The sequence below is a fragment of the Shimia sp. R9_1 genome, assembly GCF_017743775.1.
In the GTDB taxonomy this organism is placed as follows: Bacteria; Pseudomonadota; Alphaproteobacteria; order Rhodobacterales; family Rhodobacteraceae; genus Shimia.
The window spans coordinates 729,450-756,318 of record NZ_JAGHRN010000001.1; the positions used below are offsets into that span (position 1 = coordinate 729,450).

General features: G+C 59.7%; 24 protein-coding genes. 9 read left to right on the forward strand and 15 right to left on the reverse strand.

Annotated features, from left to right (window positions below; all coding sequences use genetic code 11):
- The first annotated feature begins 3 nt into the window (after positions 1-3).
- From hrpB to J7399_RS03525, 3 genes are all read left to right on the forward strand, one after another.
- Positions 4-2,448, forward strand: coding sequence for an ATP-dependent helicase HrpB (gene hrpB / locus J7399_RS03515; RefSeq protein WP_209084159.1), 2,445 nt, complete (start codon positions 4-6; stop codon positions 2,446-2,448).
- A gap of 107 nt (positions 2,449-2,555) precedes the next feature.
- The gene (locus tag J7399_RS03520) at positions 2,556-3,014 is read left to right on the forward strand and encodes an NUDIX hydrolase (protein ID WP_209084161.1); all 459 of its coding nucleotides are present in this window, start codon (positions 2,556-2,558) and stop codon (positions 3,012-3,014) included.
- A 78-nt stretch (positions 3,015-3,092) separates the two neighbouring features.
- The gene (locus J7399_RS03525) at positions 3,093-4,574 is read left to right on the forward strand and encodes an inorganic phosphate transporter (RefSeq protein ID WP_209084163.1); all 1,482 of its coding nucleotides are present in this window, start codon (positions 3,093-3,095) and stop codon (positions 4,572-4,574) included.
- 19 nt (positions 4,575-4,593) lie between these two features.
- Here J7399_RS03525 and J7399_RS03530 read toward each other — a convergent pair whose 3' ends face one another.
- The 3 genes from J7399_RS03530 to J7399_RS03540 all read right to left on the reverse strand — a co-directional run bounded on the left by J7399_RS03530 (position 4,594) and on the right by J7399_RS03540 (position 7,916).
- On the reverse strand, positions 4,594-5,631 hold the full coding sequence (locus J7399_RS03530) for a 2-dehydropantoate 2-reductase (protein WP_209084166.1): 1,038 nt from the start codon (positions 5,629-5,631) through the stop codon (positions 4,594-4,596).
- Positions 5,632-5,798: 167 nt separating this feature from the next.
- A complete protein-coding gene (argF, locus tag J7399_RS03535) occupies positions 5,799-6,722 on the reverse strand; it encodes an ornithine carbamoyltransferase (RefSeq protein ID WP_209084167.1) in 924 nt (307 codons plus the stop codon).
- A 12-nt stretch (positions 6,723-6,734) separates the two neighbouring features.
- On the reverse strand, positions 6,735-7,916 hold the full coding sequence (locus tag J7399_RS03540; protein ID WP_209084168.1) for an aspartate aminotransferase family protein: 1,182 nt from the start codon (positions 7,914-7,916) through the stop codon (positions 6,735-6,737).
- A gap of 338 nt (positions 7,917-8,254) precedes the next feature.
- Between J7399_RS03540 and J7399_RS03545 the strand changes: the two genes are divergently transcribed.
- Positions 8,255-9,148: a DMT family transporter gene (locus J7399_RS03545; RefSeq protein WP_209084169.1), complete on the forward strand. Its 894-nt coding sequence runs from the start codon at positions 8,255-8,257 to the stop codon at positions 9,146-9,148.
- Here the strand turns inward: J7399_RS03545 and J7399_RS03550 are convergent.
- Complete coding sequence (locus tag J7399_RS03550) at positions 9,145-9,561, reverse strand: DUF4864 domain-containing protein (RefSeq protein WP_209084170.1); 417 nt, start codon at positions 9,559-9,561, stop codon at positions 9,145-9,147. The two genes, J7399_RS03545 and J7399_RS03550, sit on opposite strands and share 4 nt — an antisense overlap.
- 157 nt (positions 9,562-9,718) lie before the next feature.
- Entirely contained in the window at positions 9,719-11,371 is a 1,653-nt protein-coding gene (locus J7399_RS03555; RefSeq protein ID WP_209061740.1) for a lysine--tRNA ligase, read from the reverse strand.
- 142 nt (positions 11,372-11,513) lie between these two features.
- On the opposite strand from J7399_RS03555, the gene J7399_RS03560 reads away from it, so the two are divergent.
- A complete protein-coding gene (locus J7399_RS03560; RefSeq protein ID WP_209061742.1) occupies positions 11,514-11,936 on the forward strand; it encodes a tellurite resistance TerB family protein in 423 nt (140 codons plus the stop codon).
- Positions 11,937-11,984: 48 nt separating this feature from the next.
- Here the strand turns inward: J7399_RS03560 and J7399_RS03565 are convergent, their stop codons facing one another.
- Together J7399_RS03565 and dacB are read right to left on the reverse strand one after the other, a co-directional pair.
- The gene (locus tag J7399_RS03565; RefSeq protein WP_209084171.1) at positions 11,985-13,610 is read right to left on the reverse strand and encodes an ATP-binding protein; all 1,626 of its coding nucleotides are present in this window, start codon (positions 13,608-13,610) and stop codon (positions 11,985-11,987) included.
- A gap of 248 nt (positions 13,611-13,858) precedes the next feature.
- A complete protein-coding gene (gene dacB, locus J7399_RS03570; RefSeq protein ID WP_209084172.1) occupies positions 13,859-15,352 on the reverse strand; it encodes a D-alanyl-D-alanine carboxypeptidase/D-alanyl-D-alanine-endopeptidase in 1,494 nt (497 codons plus the stop codon).
- Between the two features lie 122 nt (positions 15,353-15,474).
- Here dacB and J7399_RS03575 point away from each other — a divergent pair, with 122 nt between their 5' ends.
- Positions 15,475-16,338 carry a DMT family transporter gene (locus J7399_RS03575; RefSeq protein ID WP_247742769.1) on the forward strand — a complete coding sequence of 288 codons (864 nt, stop codon included), beginning with the start codon at positions 15,475-15,477 and terminating at the stop codon, positions 16,336-16,338.
- Here the strand turns inward: J7399_RS03575 and J7399_RS03580 are convergent.
- The 4 genes from J7399_RS03580 to ruvC are packed head-to-tail and all read right to left on the reverse strand — an operon-like array spanning position 16,323 to position 19,027.
- Positions 16,323-16,700: a hypothetical protein gene (locus J7399_RS03580; RefSeq protein WP_209084174.1), complete on the reverse strand. Its 378-nt coding sequence runs from the start codon at positions 16,698-16,700 to the stop codon at positions 16,323-16,325. The genes J7399_RS03575 and J7399_RS03580 overlap by 16 nt on opposite strands.
- 57 nt (positions 16,701-16,757) lie before the next feature.
- The gene (ruvB, locus tag J7399_RS03585) at positions 16,758-17,795 is read right to left on the reverse strand and encodes a Holliday junction branch migration DNA helicase RuvB (protein WP_209084176.1); all 1,038 of its coding nucleotides are present in this window, start codon (positions 17,793-17,795) and stop codon (positions 16,758-16,760) included.
- Between the two features lie 3 nt (positions 17,796-17,798).
- Entirely contained in the window at positions 17,799-18,524 is a 726-nt protein-coding gene (gene ruvA / locus J7399_RS03590; RefSeq protein WP_209084177.1) for a Holliday junction branch migration protein RuvA, read from the reverse strand.
- A complete protein-coding gene (gene ruvC / locus J7399_RS03595; protein WP_209061753.1) occupies positions 18,521-19,027 on the reverse strand; it encodes a crossover junction endodeoxyribonuclease RuvC in 507 nt (168 codons plus the stop codon). The genes ruvA and ruvC overlap by 4 nt, the downstream gene beginning before the upstream one ends.
- 330 nt (positions 19,028-19,357) lie before the next feature.
- Here ruvC and J7399_RS03600 point away from each other — a divergent pair, with 330 nt between their 5' ends.
- On the forward strand, positions 19,358-19,546 hold the full coding sequence (locus J7399_RS03600) for a DUF1127 domain-containing protein (RefSeq protein ID WP_209084178.1): 189 nt from the start codon (positions 19,358-19,360) through the stop codon (positions 19,544-19,546).
- Between the two features lie 158 nt (positions 19,547-19,704).
- Here J7399_RS03600 and J7399_RS03605 read toward each other — a convergent pair whose 3' ends face one another.
- The 4 genes from J7399_RS03605 to J7399_RS03620 form a co-directional block, all read right to left on the reverse strand.
- Positions 19,705-20,052: a hypothetical protein gene (locus tag J7399_RS03605; protein ID WP_209061757.1), complete on the reverse strand. Its 348-nt coding sequence runs from the start codon at positions 20,050-20,052 to the stop codon at positions 19,705-19,707.
- Positions 20,053-20,348: 296 nt separating this feature from the next.
- On the reverse strand, positions 20,349-21,227 hold the full coding sequence (locus J7399_RS03610; RefSeq protein WP_209084179.1) for a 50S ribosomal protein L11 methyltransferase: 879 nt from the start codon (positions 21,225-21,227) through the stop codon (positions 20,349-20,351).
- Positions 21,228-21,298: 71 nt separating this feature from the next.
- Positions 21,299-22,531 (reverse strand): MFS transporter, encoded by a 1,233-nt coding sequence (locus J7399_RS03615; RefSeq protein ID WP_209084180.1) that lies wholly within the window; start codon positions 22,529-22,531, stop codon positions 21,299-21,301.
- Positions 22,532-22,668: 137 nt separating this feature from the next.
- Positions 22,669-24,864 (reverse strand): primosomal protein N', encoded by a 2,196-nt coding sequence (locus tag J7399_RS03620; RefSeq protein WP_209084181.1) that lies wholly within the window; start codon positions 24,862-24,864, stop codon positions 22,669-22,671.
- 179 nt (positions 24,865-25,043) lie between these two features.
- On the opposite strand from J7399_RS03620, the gene fsa reads away from it, so the two are divergent.
- Positions 25,044-25,697: a fructose-6-phosphate aldolase gene (gene fsa, locus J7399_RS03625; RefSeq protein WP_209061765.1), complete on the forward strand. Its 654-nt coding sequence runs from the start codon at positions 25,044-25,046 to the stop codon at positions 25,695-25,697.
- A 143-nt stretch (positions 25,698-25,840) separates the two neighbouring features.
- Positions 25,841-26,851 (forward strand): hypothetical protein, encoded by a 1,011-nt coding sequence (locus J7399_RS03630; protein WP_209084182.1) that lies wholly within the window; start codon positions 25,841-25,843, stop codon positions 26,849-26,851.
- Positions 26,852-26,869: the final 18 nt, after the last annotated feature.

Genomic DNA, 26,869 nt, shown 5'->3' on the forward strand with positions numbered 1-26,869 from the left:
GCCATGACGCAGCTGCCCATTCACGACGCCCTCGATCCGCTCCTCGCTGCCCTGCGCAGCCACAACCGCGCGGTCCTGCAAGCCCCTCCTGGCGCCGGCAAAACCACCGTGGTACCGCTCGCCATGCTGGAGGCGGGCCTGACCAAGGGCCGCATCCTGATGCTGGAGCCGCGCCGCCTTGCCGCGCGCGCGGCTGCCGAGCGCATGGCGCAAACCTTGGGCGAGAAAGCGGGCGAAACCGTTGGCTATCGCGTGCGCGGCGACAGCAAAATCTCCAAAGCCACGCGGATTGAGGTGGTCACCGAGGGCATCCTCACCCGTATGATCCAGTCCGACCCGGAGCTGGCGGGTATTGGCGCGGTGATCTTTGACGAATTTCACGAACGTTCGCTCAACGCTGATCTGGGCCTCGCCTTGTGCCTTGAGATCTGCGAGGCCCTGCGCGACGATCTGATCCTTGTTGCCATGTCCGCCACGCTGGATGCCGCCCCTGTGGCCGCGCTTATGGGGGACGCCCCCATCATTACTTCCGAAGGTCGCGCCTTCCCGGTGGAGACTCGCTGGCTGGACAAACCCTTGGTCAAAGGCACGCGGCTGGAGGATGCGACTGCGCGGCTGATCACTCAGGCGGTGAGCGAGACAACCGGCGGCGTTCTGGTGTTCCTGCCCGGCGAAGGGGAGATCCGGCGCACGCAGACTCTGCTGAAACTGCCTGCGGATTGCACCGTGCATTCGCTTTTTGGCGCGATGCCCTTTAAGGATCAGCAAGCCGCCATCCGCCCCGCTGAACAGGGCCGCAAAGTGGTGCTCGCCACCTCCATTGCCGAAACCTCGCTCACCATTCAAGACGTGCGGGTGGTGGTGGACGCAGGCCGCGCCCGCCGCGCGCGCTTTGATCCCGGCACCGGGATGTCACGCCTTGTGACAGAGCGTGTCACCCGCGCAGAAGCCACCCAGCGTCAGGGCCGCGCAGGCCGTGTGGCCGAAGGGGTCTGCTACCGTCTCTGGACCAAGGGCGAAGAAGGCGCATTGCTTCCCTTCCCGCCTGCAGAGATCGAAGCTGCCGACCTCACCGGCCTCGCGCTTGAGCTTGCGCTTTGGGGCGCAGCGCCCAGCGACCTCGCGCTTCTGTCCCAGCCCAATCCCGGGAGTTTCTCTGAGGCGCAGGCCGTGCTGCACATGCTTGATGCGCTGGATGACAGCAACCGGATCACGGAACACGGCAAAGCCATCGCAGCCCTGCCCCTGCATCCGCGCCTTGCGCATATGCTGACCATCGCCGGGCCTCAGGGTGCGCTAATGGCAGCGCTCTTGGCGGCGCGCGATCCGCTGATCCGCGGTGCCCCTGTAGATCTGGCCTTACGGCTTGAAGCGCTCACTGACCTCAAAACCTTCACAGAACGGCGGCCCTTCGGGGTCAACCGCGCAGCGCTGCACACTCTGAAAGACGAAGCCAAACGCCTCGCCAAATCGAGCAAAACCAAAGACGCGCCCGCCTATGCGCCAGCCGAACTCGCCGCGCTCGCCTACCCTGACCGCATCGGGTTGCACCGCAAAGGCGACGCGCCCCGCTTTGTACTCTCCGGCGGCAAGGGCGCGGTGATGGAAGACGGCGACCCGCTTGCCGGAAGCCGCCTGATCGTGGTGACTGACACCGATGGCAACCCGCGCGAAGCCCGCATCCGGCAAGCCATTCAGATCACCGAAGCGCAGGTCCGCAGCCTGTTTGAGCCACATATTGAATGGGTCGACAGCTGCGCATGGTCAAAGCGCGAGCGCCGCGTGATTGCGCGACGCCAGGAGCGCTTTGGTTCCATTGCGCTGGACGACCGCATCTGGAAAGAGGCCCCCTCAGAGGCAATCGCACATGCCATGCTGGACGGCGTGCGCGACCTTGGCCTTACGCTCTCACCCGCCGCCCAACGTTTTGTTGCGCGTGTGACCCTGATCCGTGACGCCGGGCATGATTTGCCGGACATGGCACCGGACGCTTTGATGGACAACATCGAAGAGTGGCTCCTGCCACATCTTGGCGGCGTGAAAACGGCTGAGCACTGGAAGAAGTTTGACGTGCTGGACGCCCTGCGCGCGCGGCTGGACTGGAACCAGATGCAGCTTCTGGACCGCATGGCCCCTGCGCATTTCACCACGCCACTGGATCGCAAAATTCCCATCGACTACGGTGGCGAGCACCCTGAAATCACCCTGCGCCTGCAGGAGCTGTTCGGCCAGACCAGGCACCCGATGGTCGGCAACACCCCTTTGCGTGTCACCCTGCTCTCTCCCGGACAGAAACCCGTGCAGACCACCATGGACATTCCCGGCTTCTGGGCGAGCTCTTATGTGGACGTGCGCAAGGACATGCGCGGGCGCTATCCAAAGCACCCCTGGCCCGAAGATCCGACGCAAGCTGATCCGACATTGCGCGCCAAAAGACGTGGAAATTAGCGGAAAATTTACCAAACCTTGATTTACTGGCGCGAGAAACGTATATACACTTCCTAGTTAACAACAGGTCCGCCAAACGGACTTATCCACAAGCTGAGCAGACGTCTATGACCAACGCCTTGAAAACCGCTTACGACAGCGTGATTGCGCCGCTTTGGCGCCGTCCCCGCCGCATTCAGTTGGCGGCGCTTTGCACGCGCGGATCGGGCCAGGGCCGTGAAGTTCTGCTGATCACCTCTCGCGACACAGGCCGCTGGGTTCTGCCCAAAGGCTGGCCGATTGACGGGCTGGATGCCGCCGGTGCGGCCCTGCGCGAAGCCTGGGAAGAAGCCGGGGTGAAAGACGCCAATATCAATCGCGAGCCTCTGGGCATCTATACCTATGACAAGCGGCTTGATGGCGGCCTTGCTGTTGGTGTGGACGTCACTGTGTTTGAGGCGGAAGTGACCAAATTGGTGGACGACTTCCCCGAAGCGGACGAGCGCACCCGCAAATGGGTGGCTCCTTCTGAGGCCGCGCATATGGTCGATGAACCCGAATTGCAGGCGCTCCTGCGACAAATGTAACAGTTTTATAACCCGTTTCTTGCATTGCGGCGCCAACGGGGATAGGCCCCAGCGCTAAGCAAACTGGGATTCTCTGTTATGTCCTCGCCAACCTCTGGCAACGAATGGTCCACGCTGGATCGCGACCTTCACCGCATCTCTCACCTCGAAGCCGCCACTCTTTATGTCTCCCGCCCCATGGTCGGTCTTGGCATTGCGCTGGCGTTCATCGTGCTTGCCGCTGTGCTTGCAGGCCTGCTGACCGGCGCTGACTCAGGCAATATGATCATCATCGCCGCCGCTGGCTTTGGTGCCTATATGGCAATCAACATCGGCGCAAACGATGTGGCCAACAACATGGGCCCCGCCGTGGGGGCCAACGCCCTGACCATGGGCGGCGCCATCATCATCGCCGCGATCTGTGAAAGCGCAGGCGCATTGCTAGCTGGGGGCGACGTGGTCTCCACCATCTCCAAAGGGATCATTGATCCTTCGGGCATGGCGAACACCGCCATCTTTATCTGGGCCATGATGGCCGCGCTGATCTCTTCCGCGCTTTGGGTGAACATTGCCACTTGGGTCGGCGCGCCAGTGTCCACCACCCACTCCGTTGTGGGGGGCGTGATGGGCGCGGGCATTGCAGCGGCGGGTTTTGCCGCTGTGAACTGGCCCACCATGGGCAAAATCGCCGCCTCCTGGGTGATTTCCCCCGTTCTGGGCGGTGTGATTGCCGCCATGTTCCTGGCCTTCATCAAAGCCAAGATCATCTATCAGGATGACAAGATCGCTGCCGCCCGCCGCTGGGTGCCGGTGTTGATTGGTATCATGGCAGCCGCCTTTGCCTCTTATCTGGCACTCAAAGGCCTGAAAAAGATCGTTAAGATCGACATCCAAACCTCCCTGCTGATCGGCTTCGCGGCGGGCGTGCTGCTCTACGCGGTGTCCAAACCCTTCATTCGTAAGCAATCAGCAGGGCTGGAGAACCGCAATAAATCTCTCAAAGTGCTCTTTGGCATTCCGCTGGTGTTCTCCGCTGCGCTCCTGTCCTTTGCCCACGGTGCAAACGATGTGGCCAACGCAGTGGGCCCGCTCGCCGCCATTGTGCACGCGGCAGAGTTTGGCGACATCGCAGCCAAAGTGGCGATCCCAAGCTGGGTCATGATCATCGGGGCCTTTGGCATCTCCTTCGGCCTCTTCCTGTTTGGCCCCAAACTGATCCGCATGGTGGGTGAGAAGATCACCAAGCTGAACCCGATGCGCGCCTATTGTGTGGCACTGTCCGCCGCCATCACCGTGATTGTGGCCTCATGGCTGGGCCTACCGGTCAGCTCCACCCATATTGCAGTGGGCGGGATCTTTGGCGTCGGCTTCTATCGCGAATGGGACGCAGAGCGTCGCCTGCGCAAGAACGCCGGCCAGCGCCCTGTCACCAAGCGCATCGCACCGGAAGAGCGTCGCCGCCGCAAGCTTGTGCGCCGCAGCCACTTCATGACGATTGTGGCAGCCTGGGTCATCACAGTGCCCGCCGCAGCGTCCATGTCCGCAGTGATCTTCCTGCTGCTCAACGCCATCACAAGCTAACAGCATACGCCTGTGGGGATCATCTGCCCCGCAGGCGTTTTTGCACCTCTTTGGCGCTCAGGCAGGGTGATCCAACGCCCTCCGCCTCCGCCGCACGGATCAGCGCCGCAATGCGCCCGTTGATCGCCGCGTCCTGACCGTTCTGCCGTGCCAGCCGCACAATCTGCCCCTGCAGCTCTTCAATCTCGGTGCGGCGCCCGCGATCAAGATCCTCCCACATGGAACTGCGGGCATTTGGATCAATCGACAGCATCGCGCGGGCAACCCAACGAAACGCCCAGGTAGGCAGCCTGAGCACGCGCGGCACAACGCTCATGGGGAGAGCCGCAACGGGATTGCTCGGGGTGATCCCTGCCCCTTCCAGAACCGTCAGTGCCTCTGACATCTGCGCCGCCATCAAGCGCCGCCACCGCATGTCGCCGACCTGCTGGCGCAGGGGCAGGCCTGACAGCGCATTGAGCGCGTTGTTGAGATTGATCACCAGCTTGCCCCACTGCAGAGCGGTCATATCGCGCTTCTCATGCACCTCAAGCCCAAGACAGCTCAGATGCCGCGCCACATGCCCTGCCCCCTTCTCGATCGCGATCTGGCCACTGGTGCCCCGGTGAAAGCGCCCACCGCCGACCCAGACCACGTTAAACGGCACCATGCCTGCGCGCACATCGTGATCCGGCAAGGCCGTGCGCAGTGTGTCGGCGTTCTCCACGCCGTTTTGCAAACTGACCACAATCGCCCCTTTGGGGGCATGGCGCGCAATCTCATCAGCGATCTGGGCGGTTGCACCGCTTTTGACGGTCACCAGCACAATATCAGCCTCAGCGAGGCAAGAGGGATCCGTCTGCATGGCAAAACTGTCAGGAGAAAGCGCCTCATCCAAACCATCATAGTCGGTCAGTGACAGACCGTGATGGCTGATTTCTTCAAGGGTTCCCGCCCGCAACAGCAGCGTCACATTGCGCCCCGCGTGCGCGAGCATTCCCCCCACAAAACAGCCAATACTGCCCGCCCCTGCCACCACGATACGTGGATGGAGCGCGCTGCGTTCCGCATCGCTCATGTCTTCTGTCCCCTGTTGCGCCAGCTCTGCCAGTATAGATAATTTGAGGCAATTCTACGGCAACAGACATGCGAGCGCCAAAACGCAAGCGGGCAACATAGCGATGCCCAACAAAAAAACGCCAGCCGAAGCCAGCGCCTTTCCTATGCAAACTGCGGAACCAAGCGTTAGCTCAGGCACCATTTCATGATGGCTTTCTGCGCGTGCAGCCGGTTTTCTGCTTCGTCAAAGATCACCGAAGCCGGACCGTCCATAACCGCATCCGTGGCTTCCTCGTTGCGGTGGGCGGGCAGGCAATGCATGAACAGCGCGTTGTCCGCAGCGTGGCTCATCAGATCTTCATTCACCTGATAGGGGCGCAGCTGATTGTGGCGTCGCTCGCGCGTCGAGACCGCATCATGCATGCTGACCCAAGTGTCGGTGACCACCAGATCCGCGCCCTGCACAGCTTTCACCGGATCACGCTCGATCTCCACCTTCACACCTTTGGCGCGCGCCTCCTCGATGAAGACGGCCTCCGGATCCAAAGTGTTGGGGCCGGTGAAAGTGAGGTCAAAGCCGAACTGACCCGCCGCATGGGCAAAGCTTGCAAACACGTTGTTGCCATCGCCGGACCAGACAACCTTTTTGCCCGCGATTGGGCCGTTCTTTTCCTCAAAGGTAAGGATGTCCGCCATGATCTGGCAGGGGTGCGTGCGGTTTGTCAGACCGTTGATCACCGGCACCGTGGCATTTTCCGCCATTTCCAGAAGCGTGGCCTCTTCAAAGGTCCGGATCATGATCAGATCCACATAGCGGCTCAGCACTTTGGCGGTGTCCGCAACAGTCTCGCCATGGCCCAGCTGCAGCTCAGAGCCGGACAGCACCATGGTCTGCCCGCCCATCTGGCGCACACCAACGTCAAAGCTCACGCGGGTCCGGGTGGAGGGCTTTTCAAAGATCAGCGCAACCATGTGATCTTTCAGCGGAAGATCATCGTCCAGCGCGCCTTTGGGGCGGCCGTTGCGCGCGTCTTTCATCGCTTTCGCGCTGTCGATCATGCCGCGCAAATCGGCGACTTCGGTTTTGTGGATATCCAGAAAATGTTTCATCTTATTTGGTCCTTACGCCTGCGCGCCCACTTGGGCTGCCGCCTTCTCCAGCCGCTGGACGGCTTCGGCAATTTCTTCATCTGTAATGTTCAGCGGTGGCAACAGGCGCACCACATTGTCTGCGGCTGGCACGGTCACGACCTCATGGTCATATCCCGCTGCAACTACATCGCCGCAGACTGCTTTGGAGCACTTCAGTCCCAGCATCAGCCCCGCGCCACGCACCTCTTCGAAGACATCCGGATGCGCCGCAACCAGTCCCTCGAGTTTTTGGCGCAAAAGCCCACCCTTGCGGTTCACGTCGCTCAAAAAGGCATCATCCGCCACAACATCCATCACCGCGCCGCCCACGGCACAGGCCAGAGGGTTGCCGCCATAGGTGGAGCCGTGGGTGCCCGCAACCATGCCGCTTGCTGCCTCTTCCGTCGCCAGCACCGCGCCCAGCGGGAAGCCCCCACCGATGCCTTTCGCCACCATCATGATGTCAGGCGCCACGCCCGCCCATTCATGGGCAAAGAGCTTGCCTGTCCGGCCAACGCCGCATTGGACCTCATCCATGATCAGCAGGATGCCGGCCTCATTACAAATGGCCCGCAGCGCCTTCAGATCTGCATCCAGCAGCGGGCGAATGCCGCCCTCACCTTGGACAGGCTCCACGATGATCGCAGCGGTCTGATCACCCACCAGCGCCTTGGCGGCTTCCACGTCGCCCCAAGCCACCTGATGGAAGCCCGGCAGCAAAGGACCAAAGCCTTTCACCAGCTTTTCAGAGCCTGCAGCGGCAATGCCCGCAGAGCTCCGGCCATGGAACGCTCCTTCAAAGGCGATGATCTCCACACGCTCGGGCTGCCCTTTGTCGTTCCAGTACTTGCGCGCCATTTTAACGGCCAACTCACAGCACTCGGTGCCAGAGTTGGTGAAAAACACGGTGTCGGCAAAAGTATGCGCCACCAGCTTATCCGCCAGCGCCTGCTGCTGGGTGATGTTGTAAAGGTTGGAAACATGCCAGAGCTTACCGGCCTGCTCTGTCAGCGCATTGACCAGAACAGGGTTCGCATGACCCAGCACGTTCACCGCAATGCCTGCGCCCAGATCCAGAAAACGTCGGCCATCCACCTCGATCATCCAGCTTCCTTCGCCCTTCTCAAAAGTGAGCGGCGCACGGTTGTATGTCGGCAGAATGGACGGGATCATTGCGATCTTCCTTTTTCAGATCATGAGCCTCAGTGACTGCATCACTTAAGGCATTTAGGTCAATGTTTTTGAGGGGGTTTGCGTCACTTTCTAACGCATCAGAACAAACACAGGCTTACGCGCCTTTTACGCGATAAAGCGTCGGCGTCGCAGCAAAGAGATATGGATGCACTTGTTCATGACCTCTCCCTAATGCGGCAATCGACGAATGGGAACCCCCAACTTCCACTATGGATGGTTTTTGTGGTTTTTGATCATTTCGGACTGACACGCGGCGAATTTTGTGCTGCGTAAATCGGCCGCTTGTCAGCAGTGAGCACTGCCCCCATAACCTCCTTATGCACCCCATCGCCGCCCCCAAGACGAATCCCGCACTCGCTGCCGCGCTGACATTGGCCGCGTCTGCCTTTGCCGCTGGCACAACGCTTCTGGCGAAAGCGCTTGGAACCGGAACGCTGGGGCCAGCGCTGCACCCGCTGCAGATCAGTCACGGGCGCTTCCTCTTTGCCTTCATTGGGTTTGCCACTGCGGCGATGATCCTGCGCCCGCAAATTGAGCGCCTTCACTGGGGGCTCCATATTGGTCGCTCCACACTTGGCTGGGGCGGCGTGACGCTGATGTTTGCGGCGGCGGCGTTCATCCCGCTCTCGGATGCCACTGCGATCAGCTTTCTGAACCCCGTGGTCGGCATGCTGCTGGCGATCCCGTTTCTTGGGGAAAAAATCGGCCCGTGGCGCTGGGGTTCTGCGGCATTGGCATTTTGTGGCGCGATGATCCTGACCCGCCCCGGCACCGGGGCGCTGGAGCTTGGGGCGGTGCTGGCCCTATGTGCCGCCGTCGCCATGGGCGGCGAGCTGATCTTCATCAAGAAGCTAACCGGCCGCGAGCGCCCGTTTCAAATTCTGCTTATCAACAATGCCATTGGTCTGGCCATATCCACAGCGGCCGCCGCTTTTGTCTGGCAACTGCCGACACTAGCGCAATGGGCCGCACTCGCCGGGATTGGGCTGTTGATGGCCTCTGCCCAGACCTGCTTCATCAACGCAATGCGGCTTGCAGATGCGAGTTTTGTGGCGCCGTTCTTCTACGCAACGCTGGCTTTTGCCGCGCTCTATGATGCGCTGGTGTTTTCGGTGCTGCCCGATGTGGTGAGCCGGGTTGGCGCGGGTGTCATTCTGACCGCCGCAGCCATTTTGGTTTGGCGCGAAGGCCGCAACAGGCCCGACGCTTAAGCCGCAGCATCAAGAGCGGGTTGCAGTTGTACAGCTGCAATGCGCCAAACACCCCCTTGCGGCACCATCAGATAATCCAATGCGTGGGTCACACCCTGAGCGTCCTTCATCAGCACCCGCTGCCAAACAGCCGCGCCTTCCAAGGTCTGCGATCCGAACTGCACGGTTTGAGGCCGGTAGACCATCGGGTAGCCGCGCTGCACCATGGCGCCAAAATTCTCGGGCGTCAGGAACATGCGCTGGATATTGTCTGCGGCAAAGCCGAAGGCCGTCACAAAATCATCGCCGCGAAACGCCTCTATCTGCGCGCTGATCACGGCTTCGATCTCCGCCTTGGCGCTCACTTGTGCTTGCGCAGCCCCCGAGCGGGCAAATTCCAAAACCACCACAAAGGCGAGCAAAACATGCTTCATCTTACGTCCTCCCTTTAGGAGCCTACGGCCAATGAGGAGCTACAGATCACACGTGGTGCTTTGAGCCCCGATGGCGAGCCGATGCGTTGAGAGGTATCGCCAAAAGAAAAGGCCCCGCCGGAGCAGAGCCTTTTGAAACGTCAAACACATTTGCGGATCACGCGCCTGAAACGAGGTCTCCGGCAAGCGCCTTGTGGATCAGCGTCACAGTCTCTTCCACGCCATAAAGCGCAATGAAGCCGCCAAAGCGCGGACCCTGAGACGCCCCAAGAAGCACCTCATAGATCGCCTTGAACCAATCGCGCAGCGGCTCAAACTCATGGTTTTTGCCAATCGCGAAGACGATGGACTGCAGGAACTCCTCATCGGTGAAATCCGGTTCCGGAAGCGGATCGTCATTGCCAACAAGCGCGTTCTTGGCCGCAATCACCGCCAGTGCGGTCTCAGGCGAGCTCAGCGCGCCGGCCAGATCTTCCAGCGCACGGCGCTCCTGCTCTGTTGGGGCACGGTAAACCTTTGCCGGTTTCACGAAGTCGTTGAAATAGCGCACCGCATGGCCAGCCGCCGCATCCATGCCCGGATGGGTTTCTGCTGTCGCATCAGGGGCGTATTTGTTGATGAAACCCCACATGGTTTCTTTGTCTTCCGCAGAAGACGCAGAGGCCAGGTTCAGCAGCATGCTGAATGGCACCACCATATCGGATTGCGGCACGTCGCCGCCGTGGATGTGCCACACCGGGTTGTTCAGCTGTGCCTTGATGTCCTGAGTGTGATAAGCGCGCAGCTGCTGGTGATACTCATCCACCGCTTTGGGGATCACATCAAAATGCATCCGCTTTGCGGTTTTGGGCTTCTGGTACATGAAATAGGCGAGGCTCTCGGTAGAAGCATAGGTCAGCCACTGGTCAATCGACACACCGTTGCCGGAAGATTTGGAAATCTTCTGCCCGTTTTCATCCAAAAACAGCTCGTATGAGAAGTGGTTGGGCTGACGCCCACCCAGTGCGCGGCAGATCGCGTCATAGATCTTCTCGTTGGTGGCGTGCTCCTTGCCATACATCTCAAAGTCCACGCCCAGCGCCGCCCAGCGCGCACCAAAATCCGGCTTCCACTGCAGCTTCACGTTGCCGCCGGTCACAGGCACGGTCCATTCTTTACCGTCTTCATCATCAAAGGTGACGGTGTAGGTCTCGGCGCAGACCTTTTTCATCGGCACGTAAAGCACGCGGCCGGTTTCCGGGTGCAGCGGCAGGAAGATCGAATAGGTCGCGGCGCGCTCTTCGCGCAGGGATTTCAGCATGATCGCCATGATGGCATCATAATTGTCCACCGCGCGTTTCAGCACTTCGTCAAACTGGCCGGTTTCGTAGAATTCCTTGGCGGAGTAGAATTCATACTCAAAGCCAAAGGTATCCAGGAAGCGGCGCAGCATGGCGTTGTTATGCGCGCCAAAGCTGTCATGGGTGCCAAAAGGATCAGGCACAGCGGTCAGCGGCATCTGCAGATATGGCTCAAGCGTTTCCGGATTTGGCACATTGGAGGGCACTTTGCGCAGCCCGTCCAGATCATCGGAGAAACAAATCAGCTTGGTTGGGATGTCGCTGATCGCCTCAAAGGCCACCTTAATCATTGTGGTCCGGGCCACTTCGCCAAAGGTGCCGATGTGCGGCAGGCCTGAGGGGCCATAGCCGGTTTCAAACAGAACATAGCCCTTCTCTGGCGCACCCTTTGCATAGCGTTTGAGAAGCTTGCGGGCTTCTTCAAAGGGCCAAGCTTTGGATTCGAGGGCTGCTGCGCGCAGGTCAGACATTGTCCATCTCCGGTTCAGGATCGGGTTTCAGCGAAAGAATGCCAAGCGCCTCATTGCACGTGACAATCCGACGCTTCCTATTGCTCCTGAGACTGGCAGTCAATATTCTGCACTGCAACACAGCAATGCAAAGGATTTGCAAGTGACCCAAGAAATTCCACACCCGCTCACCCCGCAGGACTGCTTGGTGTTGGTGATGGTGGCTGTCTCCGCGTCTGACGAGAACATCCGCACCGCTGAACTCGTGAAAATTCAGGCGGCCGTGAACCACCTGCCGGTATTTGCGGAATATGATGTGGACCGGATGCAGGTCATCAGCCAGCTGGTGTTTGACCTGTTTGAACAGGAAGACGGTCTCGCCGCGCTGTTTGGTCTGGTACGCGACAATCTGGATGAACGGCTCTTTGAAACCGCCTATGCGCTGGCCTGTGATGTCGGGGCTGCGGATGGCACTCTGGCTGAGCCGGAACTGCGCCTGCTTGAAGAGATCCGCTATGAGCTGAACATCGACCGCCTGCACGCTGCCGCAATTGAGCGCGGCGCCCGTGCGCGTCACATGACCTAAGCCGCTTACGGTAACAAAATGAGCTGCGCAGGTAGCACGCCTGCGCGGCTATTGAAGGATGTCGATCAGGGCCTGCTTGCGGAACGGCTTGCTGAGAAATCCATCCATTCCAGCCTCAAAACAGGCCTCCGTGTCGCTGGGCTGCGCATTTGCCGTCAACGCGACAATCCGGCAGGGCGCTCTCCCGCTTTCCTTCTCAAAGAGACGGATTTCCCGCGTCGCCTGTAGCCCGCCCATCACCGGCATCGACAGATCCATCAGGATCACATCGTAGACCTGATTGCGACAGCACTCCAAGGCTTCCAACCCGTCCTGCACAAAGCGCATATCGGCACCGGTAGGCTCCAACATTTTCCGCACAACCATCTGGTTGGTCTTGTTGTCTTCCGCCACTAGGATTTGACGCCCTGAGAGCGGCCCCTTCCCGACAGCCAGGCTCGCATCGGTTCGGGCAATCTTGCGACTGTCCCAGATGACGTTCTCGGTCGGCTCAGAATGGATCTCTTGGCCTGCCCCCACTTTGGGCGTCACCGCATCTGTCGGGGTCAAGTTCAAGGCCACAAGGAAGGTGGTGCCCTCATTCGGAACACTCTCAACCGAGAGTTTTCCGCCCATACGTTCCACCAGAGCCTTGCTGATCGCCAAGCCAAGCCCGGTGCCTTTGCCGCGCAATTTGCCATCTTCGTGCACTTGCTCAAAGGCTGTGAAGATCATCTCAAGCTGAGCCGGATCGATGCCGACGCCCGTGTCTGACACGGCTATCTTAAGCGGCATCTCATCCACGCCTGATGCGAATGAGACCTTCACAGACACACGCCCCACTTCTGTGAACTTCACCGCGTTGCCGATGAGGTTCAGCAAAACCTGACGCACGCGGCTCATATCACCGACAAAGCTGCTCGGCATATCCTCCGGATAGTCAAAAACCAGCTCCAGCTTCTTGGCATCAGAATGCCGCGATAGAAGCGCACAGCACTCGCGCACAAGCTCCCGCAAAGAAAACGGCTCATCCGTCAGAGAGATCTTCTGCGCCTGAATCTTTGAGAAATCCAACACATCATTGACGATGGTCAGCAGCGCATTGGCGGAATTGTAGATTGTGTTGGCGCAGAGGCGCTGGTGGTCGTCCAGCTCCGTCTCCGACAACAGCTCGCACATCCCCATGATCCCGTTCATCGGCGTGCGTATTTCGTGGCTGACATTTGCCAAGAAGCGTTCTTTGGCGCGGTTGGCTTCCTCTGCCTCCTCGCGTGCCAGCTTGTTCAGCTCAAGCGCCTGATCGCGCTCCCGCTGCGAGGTGATGTCTTCTGTTGTGCCAACAATATGCGTCAGCTGCCCAGCGTCATCAAACACCGGTCTTAGCGTAGTGCGAAAATCAGCGATACGATCATCAAACGGGATGGTCACAAAATGCACGCTTTCGGTCTGCGCCTTGACAGCCTCAAGATGGAGCGCAAGCCCGCGCTCCCCATTCCAACCGCCAAAAATCTCAAGGGCAGTCTTGCCAAGCGCATCCTTGGCGGCGATCTCTGTGCGTCGCTCCCACTCTTTGGTGACCTTCACATAACGCGGCATACCATCCGTGCCGACCTCCAAGACGAAGATCGCACCCTGAGCTGCGTCTAGAAACGCGAAATGGTGTGAGAGATTACTGGGCTTCCTGGGGGTATTCATCACGCTAGAGCAACAGCCCTTTCCAAAAACATGGGTACAAATTCATTTACTTAGCAATAATTACGAAACTATTGCTACCAAACGCCAAATACAACACGCGCCGTATTTCTACATACGCCTGCACGCGCCGTAGATCTTTGCTACGCAAAGGAGAGCCTTGGCGGCTGAGTGACGCATTATAGCGCTCAAACGCTTCCCTGAGATCCAGCAGCCCCCCTCAAGATGAGAGAACGCTGATCCTGCCCGCTCTACGCCCCGTAGACAGTGCCCCACCGCGCAATCAGCGCCTGCTGCAATCGCTTGGCCCGCCCATTCCAGGTGCGCGCGCCTTTCGGGCGTTCGCGGTCAGGGCCAATCAGACGCTGGCGCGCGCCGACATCGGCCTCAAAAATTGCAAAGGCCAGAACTTTTCCGTCAGGCGCGTTGATGTAGCCTGCAAGCGCGCTCACAAAATGCAGCGTTCCGGTTTTGGCGCGGACCTTGACCGGATGGGCTTTGATCGGCCGTCCTTTGGCGTCTTTCACAGGTATGTCTTTCAGGATCGGCTGAAGCACCTCATGTTGCCCCGCCTGCGCCAACATCAAAGCCATTTCATCCGCACGCAGTCGCGATGCCTCGCCCAAACCGGAGTGATCCACCAATGCAGCCGCCTGCATACCAAGCTGCTCCTTGGCCCAGGCATTCATCGCCGCAGCAGAGTCCTTCAAGGTCAAAGGTTGCGCCCCGCGCGCCTGAGAGGCCGCTAGACCCACCATCTCCGCGGTGAGGTTGGTGGAGTATTTCAGCATGCCGGTGAGGATGGTCTTCAAATCCGGGCTTTGCTGGCGGGCGACAATCGTGCCACGCGGTGCGCCCTGCGCCACCTTGGGTGCCTGCAGCACAATGCCATGCGCGCGCGCCAGAGTCCGAAACACTTCGCCCGAATAAAGCTCTGGCTGGCGCAGCGGCAGCCACCGCGCGCCGCTCTTCCCCAACGCGCCTTTAGCGACTGTCCACTGATCCGTCTGCCCCGCCGATTGATAGGTGTAAACGGGCACCGCACGGTTGACGATTTTCATCTGCGCCACGGTCACGGCAGGACGGTATTTGTTGCTGCGCGCATCCATGGTCACGCCGTAACCGTCTGCGCCACGCTTCCACTCAAAGTGGACCCGGTTGTAGTTCAACGCGATGCCGGAAACCGCTGGATTGTAGCCTGCGTGGTCGGGCTGTTTCTTATCGATCCTTTTGACCGATGGCAGCGCCCCGCCCCACACCAAAAACCGGCCGGTCACCTCACGAATGCCGGAGGCCTTCAGCGTTCTTGCCAAGTCCGCCAGCCCGTTTGTGTCAAGCGTCGGGTCGCCGCCGCCGCGCAACACAAGATCGCCATTCAGAACACCGTTCTCCACTGTCCCGACAGCCACCAAGCTTGTGAGAAAGCGGTGGTTTGGCCCCAGATAGTGTAACGCATAAAGCGCGGTCAGCACTTTGGTCACGCTGGCGGGCGGCAACCCCGAGGCCGCATTATGCCCTTCCAGAATGCCGCCATCTCCGGCGCGCGCCACCGCATAGCTCACCTTGCCGGTGAGGCCACTGTCGCGGATCAAACTTTCTGCAGAAGGCGCACTGTCGATCAGTCTCTGCGCATCCGGGCGCAGCACAGGCCGCAATGATCGGCTCGGCGCATTGGCCCAAAGAGGTGTCCCCAAACTGGCGGCGCTCAAGGTCAGAAACGACCGGCGTGTGAAGCTCTTTTTCATAGTCGCAACCGTACCTCTGAACCGCTTGATGGTTCAACCAGCAGAGTGCCCGTGCGACTTCACAAAATAAACAAAAATCAGCGGGCTTTTGGTGAGGCTGTTAACATGTTACCGCTGTGCCTATGTGGAAAGTCTTTGCCCTGATGTTTGTCGCCATGTCCATGATCCCCGCAGGGGACACGGCGGGCAAACTCATGATGCAGACCCATGGCGCCAGCCCGATATTTGTCGCCTGGTCCCGCTTCGCACTTGGCGCGTTGATGGCCCTGCCTTTGCTGCGACCAACAACCCTGCATGCGCTAGGCCATTGGGCCATCTGGCTGCGCGCCGCATTGATGAGCTGTGGTATCTTCTGCATTCAAAACGCCCTGCAGACGGCTCCCATCGCCGACGTCTTTGCCGCGTTTTTCATCGGGCCGATCTTTTCCTACATCTTGTCTGTCATGTTGCTCAACGAGCCCGCAACACGGAGCCGCAACCTTCTGATGGTGCTTGGGTTTCTCGGGGTCCTGCTCGTGGTGCGGCCAAGTGCCGAGATGTCTCCCGGTCTTCTCTACGCGGTGGCCGCAGGCCTCTGCTACGGTGCCTTTCTCACGGCCTCGCGCTGGCTCTCAGGCACGGTGCGCGCCACCGACCTGCTTGTCACCCAACTGGCGCTCAGCGCTCTGATCCTGACACCTTTTGGCCTGCCACATCTGCCGACCGCCGCAACACTGGAGTTCAGCGCACTCACCTTTGGCAGTGCGGCCTTTTCGATGGGAGGAAATCTCCTCCTGTTGCTCGCCTATCGCCGCGCCGAGGCCGCACAGCTTGCGCCCTTGGTCTACCTCCAGCTTCTGAGTGCAACGGCGCTTGGATGGGTGGTGTTTGGCACATTGCCCGCCGCCCTCACCTGGCTCGGTCTGGCGCTGATCCTGAGCGCGGGCGTGCTCTCCGCAGCCCTTCCGAGCTTGCAGGCAAAAGCCAAGCGTCAGACAGCTGGTTGAGGGGTCTCTGGTGCAGCCTGCGTGGCAGGAGAACCGTTAAGATATTTCCCCCACTTCCGCTCAAAGGCGGCTTCCAGATCGATCCCCTGCCATTGGGCAAAGACCATTAGAAACCCAAACAGGTCTGCGGCTTCGTCCTCCAAAGCCTCTTTGGCACATTGCCCGGAGCCACTGCGACGCTGATTGCCAATGGACGCGAGATAGGCAGATTGCATCTCCCCCAGCTCTTCCGTCAGTTTTGCAAGATACCAAGCAGGGTCGCGCGTGATCTCGAAGGTCTCAGCATAGATGTCGCTGACTTGTTTGGCCCGAGCCGTCAGATCCGCGACACTCCGCCCTGTGGGTCGATCCAATTCATTCATTCACACACTCCACAGATCTGAACAACTGCGCCACCTTCGCCCCCTCAAAGACCTCTCTTACCGCTTGCCTGGCGAGAACAGATCTTTCTGATCCGGGCGTTTGGGCGCCGAAAGCCCCAGATGTCGCCACGCTTTTTGCGCCAGCATCCGGCCACGCGGCGTCCGCTGGATCAGCCCTTGCTGTAGCAAAAACGGTTCGATCACCTCTTCAATCGCATCGCGGCTCTCGCTCAGCGCGGCGCTGATGGTGTCGATCCCAACAGGGCCACCACCGTAGTTCTCTGCAATGAAAAGCAGGTATCTGCGGTCGGCCCCGTCCAAGCCGAGATTGTCCACCCCTAGCCGCGTCAGCGCCCCGTCCGCAAGCGCCTTGGTGATGACGCCGTCGCCCTCCACGAGCGCGAAGTCCACCACCCGACGCAACAGCCGCCCCGCGATCCGAGGTGTGCCACGCGACCGGCGTGCAATCTCACGCGCACCGCCATCCTGTGCAGGCACATGAAGCTTGCGTGCATTGCGGGTCACGATCTCGTTGAGCTCATCTTCGGTGTAAAACTGCAGACGTGTCGGAATGCCGAAACGGTCGCGCAGAGGCGTGGTCAAGAGCCCCAGTCGAGTGGTTGCGCCAACCAGGGTAAACGGCTGCAGCTCAATGCGCACGGTCCGCGCAGCAGGGCCCTCCCCGATCACCAGATCAAGCTCAAAGTCTTCCATCGCCGGGTAAAGCACCTCTTCCACCGCCGGGTTCAGACGGTGAATTTCGTCGATGAATAACACATCGCGCGCTTCCAAATTGGTCAGGATCGCCGCGAGGTCGCCTGCCTTGGCCAGCACGGGGCCGGAGGTCATCCGGAAGTTCACACCAAGCTCGCGCGCCATGATCTGGGCGAGCGTTGTTTTCCCCAGCCCCGGAGGCCCGTGAAACAACGTGTGGTCCATCGCTTCGCCACGACGCCGGGCGCTCTCAATGAACACCCGTAGGTTTGCCCGCGCCTCGGCTTGGCCGATGAAGGCGTCAAGCTCCTGTGGGCGCAGGGCGCGATCCGCATCCTCTGGTCGCGGCTCGGGGCGCAATGTCGGGTCTGGCTGATCCATAGATTATCCCTTCGGCGCCAAGAGCTTGAGGGCTGTGCGGATCAAGGTTGCCGTATCCGCCTCGGGATCTTCGCCCGCCGCCTGTGCCACTGCGGTTGCCGCATCGGAGGGGCTGTAGCCCAGATTGCCAAGTGCGGACAAAGCGTCGGCCTGCACACTCATGGATGCCGCAGCCGCAGAGCCGCTCGCCCCGGAAGCGCCACCTGGCGTGACCGGTGCATGTGCCGGATCTTCCAACACCGCGTCATCTTCCTCCGGCGCGCTCTGCGCCGCCTCACCGGTGGCTGTGGCCATCGCATTGCTGAGACTGCCGCCCAGCGCCATGATTTCAGGCGCTTTGTCTTTCAGCTCAATGACAACCCGCTGAGCGGTTTTGGGGCCGACTCCCTTGGCGGCTTTGATCGCCGCCACATCGCCCAGCGTCACAGCGCGGCTGACCCCCTCGGCGCCCAGCGTGCCCAGAATGGCAAGACTGGCCTTTGCGCCAATGCCCTGCACACTCATCAAGAGCCGGTGCCATTCTTTTTCAAACAGGCTGCCAAATCCAAAGAGCTGCAAAAGGTCTTCGCGCACCAAGAGATCGGTATAAAGCGCCACGGCCTCCCCTGCGGCCGGCATCGCCGCCAGCGTCCGGTCAGAGCAGTAGACCATATAGCCCACCCCGCGCACGTCGATCAGAACGTGATCCGTGCTGCGATATTCCAGCGTTCCAGAAATCTTGCCTATCATGCCTGCGCCTTTTTCAATGCGGCCGCATATCCGGCCCCTGCCCGCGCATAATGCGCATGGCACATGGCAATGGCCAGCGCATCTGCAGCGTCAGGCCCGGCAATCTGCACACCGGGCAGCTGCAGCTTCACCATATGCTCCACCTGATGCTTTTCCGCATGGCCAACGCCCACCACGGTTTTCTTCACTTTGTTGGGGGCATATTCCCCGATGATCAGCCCGGCCTGTGCAGGCACCAGCAAGGCGATCCCGCGCGCCTGCCCCAGCTTCAGCGTCCCCGCGCCATCCTTGTTCACAAAGGTCTGCTCAATCGCCGCATGATCCGGCAGGAAGCGTGCCACCACATCCGTCAGCTGCTCATGCAAAGACAGCAGGCGCGCGGCCAGATCCTCGCCAACCGAATGACAGATTCCATTGCCCACATGGCTCAACCGGCTGCCATCAGCGTCGATCACGCCCCAGCCCATATTCCGCAAGCCGGGATCAATTCCCAATACGCGCATCTGCCGCCCCATTCTGCTCTTTTTGTTCTGTTGTGCTCCGGAGTAGCACGAAACGAGAACAAACGCCAAGGCCAATCCCATTCCAATAGCTGCATGCGTATTCTGCAGCCCCGCCTTGCACCCGTTACATAACTGTTACAAGGGGGTCGTTTTTACCCTCAAAAATGTCGTAAATGCCAAACCAACGCGCATTTTCACAAGCCGATCCGACCCATGCACAACCTGCATAGGACCTATGCCGGAATCCGTCTTGTGAGCTTTGATCGACCTCCATATTTGCCGTCCATCTTGAAGAATAGACCATACCAAATTGGCAGAAGGAACACTGATATGGCCTCTTTTGAAACGACGTCGACCCCCAGTTTTGCTGGCCGTATCCGTGACACATTCACTGTGTTCGCTGCTCAGGTTGCAGACTGGAACGAGAAACGTTTGACCCGGAAAGCCCTGGAACAGCTCACCGATCGCGAGCTGGAGGACATCGGCATGTCTCGTGCCGACATCCCCCGCTATCGCTGAGTCTGGCAAGTCACCACTCACATGGTCGGGCCTTCGGGTCGGAAACCGCAGCCAGCTTGGGGAGGCTGCGGTTTTTTCGTGCCCAAAACAAACGCGGCCCCGGGGGAGAGAACCCGAGGCCGCAAGGATCTTGGAGGGATCCATGAAAAAGAAGGGTGTTAGCCCAGTGAATTGATCTTGAGCGCGATCCAGCGAGACACCGGATCAGGGCGCATGGTCCAGGCTGCAGCTTTCTCCACAGCATTTCCGCCGCTCAAACGCGCCACATCCTGCGAATAGAAGTCAGGACCAAGCTGGGACATCATCAAGCCTTTGATGACAAAAAAAGAGACCACAACCATGCTCAGACCGTGCCACGGGATCGTGCGTCTGCGTCCTGCACCGCGCACGATGACGTAGCCATTGCGGTCAATAGCAACTGCCTCACGCGCCTTCGGCCCGGCTTCCGCTTGATTGCGGTAAATCCGTGCGAGACGCTCATGAAACTCAGCGTTGGATTCACTCATAGCAAATACTCAGGTTTGGCCCCCACCAAACTCGAATAAAATTGACCAAAAAATTGCCCTAAAATCAAGGCAAGCCCTGACAAATAAGGCAAATTCGAGACAAAACTTGTTTTTATGCTTAACAGATCACGCTCATTTGGAAACAGTCGCAGAGCAGCGATCCTGACTATCCCCTCAAGCCAAACAATCCCGCAAAAACATACAAAAAAGGCGCTCCGTCGCGGAACGCCTTATTCATGATTCGACAAGGGCCGATTGCGAGATGTATCTCAACCCGCCTTATCTGCTTGGAAATGTCAGCCTGCGCTATTGCGGGTCATGGTCAATGTGGTCCACTCGCCAATTTCCTCGCGCGTATGCACGGCAAAGCCAGCCGCCTCATAGGCCGCAACCACCTCATCCGCCTGCTCATTCAGGATACCGGACAGGATCGCGTGGCCCTGTGGCGCGATATTGGCGCCCATGTCAGGCGCCAGATCCACAAGCGGGGCTTTCAGAATATTGGCGAACACCAGATCATATGGCGCTTTTGCAGCCAGATCCGGATGGCCAAAGCCTGCCGCCTCCAGACAGATCAGCTTGTCTTCCAGACCATTGGCAACCGCATTGGCCTTCGCCACATCCACGGCGACTTCGTCAATGTCGCTGGCGAGCACCTTGTTGGGCCAGATGCGCGCCGCGCCCATGGCCAGCACGGCAGTGCCGCACCCGATGTCTGCGACGTTCTCGCCGACAAAACCTTCATTGGCGAGGCGATCCAGCGCTTTCAGACACCCAAGCGTGGTGCCGTGGTGTCCGGTGCCAAAGGCCATCGCCGCCTCGATCAACAGAGGCTCTGCGCCTTCTGGCACTTTGTCTGCGTCATGACTGCCGTAAACAAAGAAACGACCGGCCTCCACAGGGGCCAGCTCGCGCTTTACATGGGCCACCCAGTCGGTTTCTGGCAGCTCGGACACCACAAAGGGCTTTGCCTCAAAAGCAGCAGCGAGAACCGCAAGGCCCGCCTCATCAGGCGCCTCGGTGAAATAGCCGCCCACTTCCCAGAGACCAGAGCCGTCTTCGATTTCAAAGACGCCCACACCGGTGGGCTCCGGCACCAAACGCTCCATGGCTTCGCCAAGCGCCTCAGCTTGGGATTTCCCGACGAGCGTGGTCAGCGCGGTGAATGTGGCCATAACAGATCTCCAGAAACTTTGTGCCGGGCCTAGGGTCTTGGCCCAGCTTCGTCAAGCCTGACGGGGGCAAACTACTCTGCAGCGGCGGCCAAAGGGCGTGTCAGGCGGGTTTCATTACCCTTCTCAGGGTGGCGCGGGATCAGGCAGGCCAAGCCAAGTGACACCGCCGCCATAGACGCCGCCAGCACAAACACTGAGCCAGGAGAATACACCCACAACAACCCCAATGGAAACGGCAAGCACACGGCCGCAATATGGTTAATTGTGAAGGCAACAGCCGCTGTAGGGGCCATATCCTCGGGATCAGCAATTTTTTGAAAGTAGGTCTTAAGCCCTATAGCGAGAGAAAAAAGCAAATGGTCGATAACAAATAGGGCAGCAGCGAGTGTCACCCCCCAGCCAAAGAAGAAGATTCCGCTGTAGGCCAAGAACACAACAAAAAGCCCCGTATACTCGAAAACCAATATACGACGTTCACCAAAGCGCGAGAGCGCACCCCCAACCAAAGGTGCAAACATCATAGTTGCGACAAGCGTAACCATATTTAGGCCGGTGCTCTCATGCACCTCATAGCCGAAGTGCTTAACCATCATGAATCCAGCGAAGACCACAAAAATCTGACGGCGAGCGCCGGCCATGAACTGCATCGCGTAATAAAGCCAATAGCGCTTTTTGAGCACCATCTTGCGCGCCTGTGGCGTGCGGCCTTCAAACTGCGGGAAGGCGAAAATACAGTAGAGCGCGATCAGCGCGGTTATGCCGCCTCCAGCGAGGTAGACAACCTCATAGCTCAGATCAAACCGCTTCCAACTCAGGATAATCAGCCCATAGGCAAGCAGCGTTGCGCCAGAACCCGCAGCTACCAGCCAGCCCAGCACCTTGGGCGCGCGCTTCTTGTCGAGCCACTGAAGCTGCAAAGACTGGTTCACGGTCTCATAATAGTGAAACCCGATAGAACTCAGCAGCGTGATCATCAGAATGCCGCCCATGCTCGGGAAATAGGCGGTCAGCGCAGTTGCAACGCCTAGGAGCAGGAGGGAGATCGTCCCCAAAACCTGCTCCCGAATGAAGAGGATTAAGAAGATCACCGCAACAGCCAGAAAGCCCGGTATTTCCCGCACAGTGTGCAAGAGGCCTGCGTCAGCCCCGTCAAAATCTGCCAGCTCAACCACAAAGTTGTTGAGCAGCGCGCTCCAAGTGTTGAACGCGATGGGCATGGCCAGCGCCATCAGGAACAAAAGCGCGATCGGGCGACGCCACCACGGCAAAGCCTGCGCGTCATCAATGGCAATTTTTTCGAACATGCCTAGCGCATACGGGGAAATACCCCAAAAGGCGAGAGCGAAAGGATGCACAGGTTGGGCTGCGTATTTGCACGCAAGGCAAATGCGAGGCTCTGCCTCGCGCTCCGGGATATTGGACGCAAGAGGAAACCCTGCGCTTAGTAGAAGCTCTGCGGGTCGATATCCACGGCGAGGCGCAAATCGCCTTTGAGGCGGAACTGGCCGACCCAGCGCGCCAGTGCGACTTGCAGCGGCGCAGATTTGTCGGCTTTCACCAAAAGCCGCACCCGATGTCGTCCACGCACACGCGCTATGGGGGCCGGGGCCGGGCCATAAACTTCAGCCCCAATCGCCCGCAAAGCCTCCGAATTGCGTGCCAGCGCATTGCCCAGATCAAACACCTGCCCCACATCGCTGCCTGAAAGGATGATCCCGGCCATGCGGCCAAAGGGGGGCACCACAGCGTGACGCCGTTCATCCGCCTCAGCCCGCCAGAAGCCGTTTTCATCGCCGGTCAGGATCGCGCGGATCACGGGGTGCTCCGGCTGGAAGGTCTGCAACAGCGCAAGCCCCGCGCGTTCAGAGCGCCCTGCCCGCCCGGCAACCTGTCGCATGAGCTGAAAGGTCCGCTCTGCTGCGCGCAGGTCAGAGCCTTGCAGGCCAAGATCCGCGTCGATGACGCCCACCAGCGTCAGCAGCGGAAAATTGTGACCTTTCGCCACCAACTGCGTGCCGATGATGATATCTGCGCCGCCGTTGGCGATGGTCTCAATGCTTTCTTTCAGCGCACGCGCTGAGCCAAAGAGATCCGAACTCAGCACCGCTTGGCGCGCCTCCGGCCAAAGCGCTTGTGCTTCTTCGGCCAGCCGCTCAACGCCCGGCCCGACCGGGGCCAGCTTGCCTTCGACCTCGCAGCTCGGGCAGGCCTCCGGCATCGGTTTTGTCTCGCCACACTGATGGCACAGCAAACGCTTGAGAAAGCGGTGCTCCACCATCCGCGCGTCACAATGATCACAGCCGATCTGGTGCCCGCAAGCCCGGCAGATTGTCACCGGCGCATAGCCACGGCGGTTGATGAACAGCAGCGCTTGCTCCCCTTTGGCAATGCGCGCGTCCACCGCCTGTTTCAACGCAGGCGAGATCCAACGGCTGGCCGGGAGCTCCTGCGTGCGCATATCAATCGCCCGCATTTCCGGCAAAACCGACGCGCCATAGCGGCTGGTCAGCTCAAGCCGCTTGTATTTGCCCGCTTCCGCATTGGCCCAGGTTTCCAACGAGGGGGTGGCAGAAGCCAGCACCACTTGCGCGTCACACATCGCCGCGCGCAGCACCGCCATATCGCGCGCATTATAAAGCACGCCGTCCTCTTGCTTATAGGAGGTGTCGTGTTCTTCATCGACGATAATCAGACCAAGATCGCGGTACGGCAAGAACAGCGCAGAGCGCGCACCAACCACAAGCTGCGCGCCACCCTCCCCCACCATTTTCCACGCCCGCCGACGCTCGGTCATGGTCACACCGGAGTGCCACTCCGCAGGACGCGCACCAAAACGCGCCTCAACGCGCGTCAGAAACTCCGCGGTCAACGCGATCTCCGGCAAGAGCACCAGCGCCTGCCGCCCTTTGCGCAGGCATTCCGCGACGGCCTCAAGATAAACCTCAGTTTTGCCTGAGCCCGTGACCCCGCGCAGCAATGTGGTGCCATAAACACCTGACTGAATACCGGCGCGCAATTCCGCCGCCCCGGCTTCCTGATCCGCCGTCAGCTCTTTGCCGCCGTAGTCCGGATCAAGCCGCAAATATGGTGTGTCCCGAGGCGCGGCTTCTTCCAGCACAACGCCCTGTTTCACCAACCCCTTGATGACGGAGTTTGTGACCCCAGCCATCTCGCCAAGTTCGCCCAGCGTGAAAGCAAGCCCGCCATAGTCTTCCAATGTCGCCAGAACCCGCCGCCGCGCATCGGTCTGCCGGTCGGGCTCCCCTGCGCCACGGCGATAGACTTTGCGCATCGAGGGAGGATCGCTCAGCCCCGGCGCACGGGTCGCCAACCGCAACATCGCGTGCAGCGGTGTCAGCGTGTAATCCGCTGCCCGCTGCAGGAAATTGCGCATGTCGGCCCGCATGGGTGCCACATCCAGCGCCTTATTGGCGGCGCGAATTTTGGAGATGTCATAATCGCCTTTGCCCGCCCCCCAGACCACCCCAAGCACCTTGCGCGGCCCAAGCGGCACCTCGACAAAACTGCCCGCAAAAACGCCTCCTTCCGGCGCTTTGTAATCCAAAACCCGGTCCAGCGGTTGCGTGGTCAGAACCGCAATCAAAGCCCCTTCGGGATAAAACTCTGCGTCGCTCAACAGACCCTCTTGCCAGCTTTGCCCACCAAATGCCGTTATCGCTAACGATAATTGCGCCCAAATGGCGCATTACAGCTTTCGGCGCGGCCTTCTATCGGGTAAAGCCATCACAGCCGCAGCGCAATCCCGCAGTTGCACCAATCATCCATGCACTTGTCAAAGCCAGCAAAGGACCTGACATGAAATTCTTTGTAGACACTGCCGAAATCGACGCCATTGCCGAGCTCAACGCCCTTGGCATGGTGGATGGTGTCACCACCAATCCCTCCCTGATCAAAAAATCCGGCCGCGACATTCTCGAAGTGACCAAAGAGATCTGTGATCTGGTCGAAGGCCCGGTTTCCGCCGAAGTCACCGCGACCGACGCTGACGAAATGATCGCTGAAGGCCGCAAGCTGGTTGAGATCGCTGAAAACATCGCCGTGAAAGTGCCGCTGACCTGGGACGGTCTGAAAGCCTGTAAAACCCTGACCGATGCGGGCCACAAGGTGAACGTGACCCTGTGTTTCTCCGCCAACCAGGCGCTGCTGGCCGCCAAAGCGGGCGCAAGCTTCATCTCGCCTTTCATCGGCCGTCTGGACGACATCAACCTTGATGGCATGGACCTGATCGCTGACATCCGTCAGATCTATGACAACTATGGCTTTGAAACCGAAATCCTCGCCGCGTCCGTGCGCACCGTGAACCACGCCACCCAATGTGCGCTGGTGGGTGCCGACGTGATGACCGCCCCTCCCGGCGTGATCAAATCCATGATCAACCACCCGCTGACCGACAAAGGTCTCGATGCCTTCCTCGCGGACATCAAAGCGGCAGACATCAAGATCCTCTGATCTCAACTACAGAGAAAACCAGACAAAGGCCCGGCGTTTGCCCGGGCCTTTTTTATGAGAGGCCGACTGTCGGCAAATGATTGCCCCGCCCTTTCAGGCCATGATAGGGGTTGTTTCAATCAGAGGCCTGAGCAGACCCCAACATGAGCACTGCACTCGAGAAATTCCAACGTTTGGAAGCCACAGCTCTGTGGCGCGAAAACCCCGACGCACAACGCAGGGATGTGATTGTGTCTCTGGGGGACGCAACGCTTGTGATCAAAGACAGCAATGATCGGGCGCTGACCCATTGGTCTCTTCCCGCCGTGCGCAGGCTCAACCCCGGCGAACGGCCTGCCGTGTTTTATCCGGACGGCGACCCAAGCGAGACCTTGGAAATCGGTGCAGATCACCCTGAGGTGGTCGAAGCCATCGAGAAGCTGCGCAAAGCGGTCGCCAACCCGGGCCAGGCCACAGGCAGGCTGCGCAAATTCATTCTTGGCGGGTCGGTGGCGGCAATTGTGGCCTTGGGCGTGTTTTGGCTGCCAAACGCATTGGTCAACCACGCGCTGCGGGTTGTGCCCAATGTGACCCGCCAGACAATTGGTCAGGAGATGCAGACCCATGCACTGCGCCTGACCGGCAAAGCCTGCACCGGCCCGCAGGCATTGCCCGCGCTTGATGCCTTTCAAAAACGCCTGCAAGTACGCGCCATCACCGTGGTGCCAAGCGCCCTGCGGGACGCGGTCGCCCTGCCCGGCAACATCGTGCTTTTGGGGCGCGACGCGGTGGAAGACTTTGAGGAGCCGGATGTGGCAGCAGGCTATGTGATTTCCGCGCAAGCCGCGGTCGCAGACCCGCTCCGCGGCCTTCTGGAAAGCGGCGGCATTCGCGCCAGCCTGCGCCTACTGACCACCGGCACATTGCCAGACACGCTGCTCAGCAGCCACATTGAAGAGCTGATCAGCGCTCCGCCAATGGCGGCACCGGATGACACTCTGATTGCTGCCTTTGAGGAAAAGCGCGTGCGCCTCAAACCCTATGCTTTGGCCCAAGACCCGTCCGGGGAAAGCACGCTGGCGCTGATTGAAGCGGCTCCGTTCACAGACAATCTGCCAGAGCCGGTGCTGATTGACCGCTATTGGGTGGCGCTTCAGGAGATTTGCGACAGCTGACCACCGCAAATCTCAAAG

Excerpts from the sequence above, each read along its gene's own strand:
- hrpB (WP_209084159.1), top strand. The coding sequence starts at position 4 with ATGACGCAGCTGCCCATTCACGACGCCCTCGATCCGCTCCTCGCTGCC.
- J7399_RS03520 (WP_209084161.1), top strand. The coding sequence starts at position 2,556 with ATGACCAACGCCTTGAAAACCGCTTACGACAGCGTGATTGCGCCGCTT.
- J7399_RS03525 (WP_209084163.1), top strand. The coding sequence starts at position 3,093 with ATGTCCTCGCCAACCTCTGGCAACGAATGGTCCACGCTGGATCGCGAC.
- J7399_RS03530 (WP_209084166.1), bottom strand. The coding sequence starts at position 5,631 with ATGAGCGATGCGGAACGCAGCGCGCTCCATCCACGTATCGTGGTGGCA.
- argF (WP_209084167.1), bottom strand. The coding sequence starts at position 6,722 with ATGAAACATTTTCTGGATATCCACAAAACCGAAGTCGCCGATTTGCGC.
- J7399_RS03540 (WP_209084168.1), bottom strand. The coding sequence starts at position 7,916 with ATGATCCCGTCCATTCTGCCGACATACAACCGTGCGCCGCTCACTTTT.
- J7399_RS03545 (WP_209084169.1), top strand. The coding sequence starts at position 8,255 with ATGCACCCCATCGCCGCCCCCAAGACGAATCCCGCACTCGCTGCCGCG.
- J7399_RS03550 (WP_209084170.1), bottom strand. The coding sequence starts at position 9,561 with ATGAAGCATGTTTTGCTCGCCTTTGTGGTGGTTTTGGAATTTGCCCGC.
- J7399_RS03555 (WP_209061740.1), bottom strand. The coding sequence starts at position 11,371 with ATGTCTGACCTGCGCGCAGCAGCCCTCGAATCCAAAGCTTGGCCCTTT.
- J7399_RS03565 (WP_209084171.1), bottom strand. The coding sequence starts at position 13,610 with ATGAATACCCCCAGGAAGCCCAGTAATCTCTCACACCATTTCGCGTTT.
- dacB (WP_209084172.1), bottom strand. The coding sequence starts at position 15,352 with ATGAAAAAGAGCTTCACACGCCGGTCGTTTCTGACCTTGAGCGCCGCC.
- J7399_RS03575 (WP_247742769.1), top strand. The coding sequence starts at position 15,475 with ATGTGGAAAGTCTTTGCCCTGATGTTTGTCGCCATGTCCATGATCCCC.
- J7399_RS03580 (WP_209084174.1), bottom strand. The coding sequence starts at position 16,700 with ATGAATGAATTGGATCGACCCACAGGGCGGAGTGTCGCGGATCTGACG.
- ruvB (WP_209084176.1), bottom strand. The coding sequence starts at position 17,795 with ATGGATCAGCCAGACCCGACATTGCGCCCCGAGCCGCGACCAGAGGAT.
- ruvA (WP_209084177.1), bottom strand. The coding sequence starts at position 18,524 with ATGATAGGCAAGATTTCTGGAACGCTGGAATATCGCAGCACGGATCAC.
- ruvC (WP_209061753.1), bottom strand. The coding sequence starts at position 19,027 with ATGCGCGTATTGGGAATTGATCCCGGCTTGCGGAATATGGGCTGGGGC.
- J7399_RS03600 (WP_209084178.1), top strand. The coding sequence starts at position 19,358 with ATGGCCTCTTTTGAAACGACGTCGACCCCCAGTTTTGCTGGCCGTATC.
- J7399_RS03605 (WP_209061757.1), bottom strand. The coding sequence starts at position 20,052 with ATGAGTGAATCCAACGCTGAGTTTCATGAGCGTCTCGCACGGATTTAC.
- J7399_RS03610 (WP_209084179.1), bottom strand. The coding sequence starts at position 21,227 with ATGGCCACATTCACCGCGCTGACCACGCTCGTCGGGAAATCCCAAGCT.
- J7399_RS03615 (WP_209084180.1), bottom strand. The coding sequence starts at position 22,531 with ATGTTCGAAAAAATTGCCATTGATGACGCGCAGGCTTTGCCGTGGTGG.
- fsa (WP_209061765.1), top strand. The coding sequence starts at position 25,044 with ATGAAATTCTTTGTAGACACTGCCGAAATCGACGCCATTGCCGAGCTC.
- J7399_RS03630 (WP_209084182.1), top strand. The coding sequence starts at position 25,841 with ATGAGCACTGCACTCGAGAAATTCCAACGTTTGGAAGCCACAGCTCTG.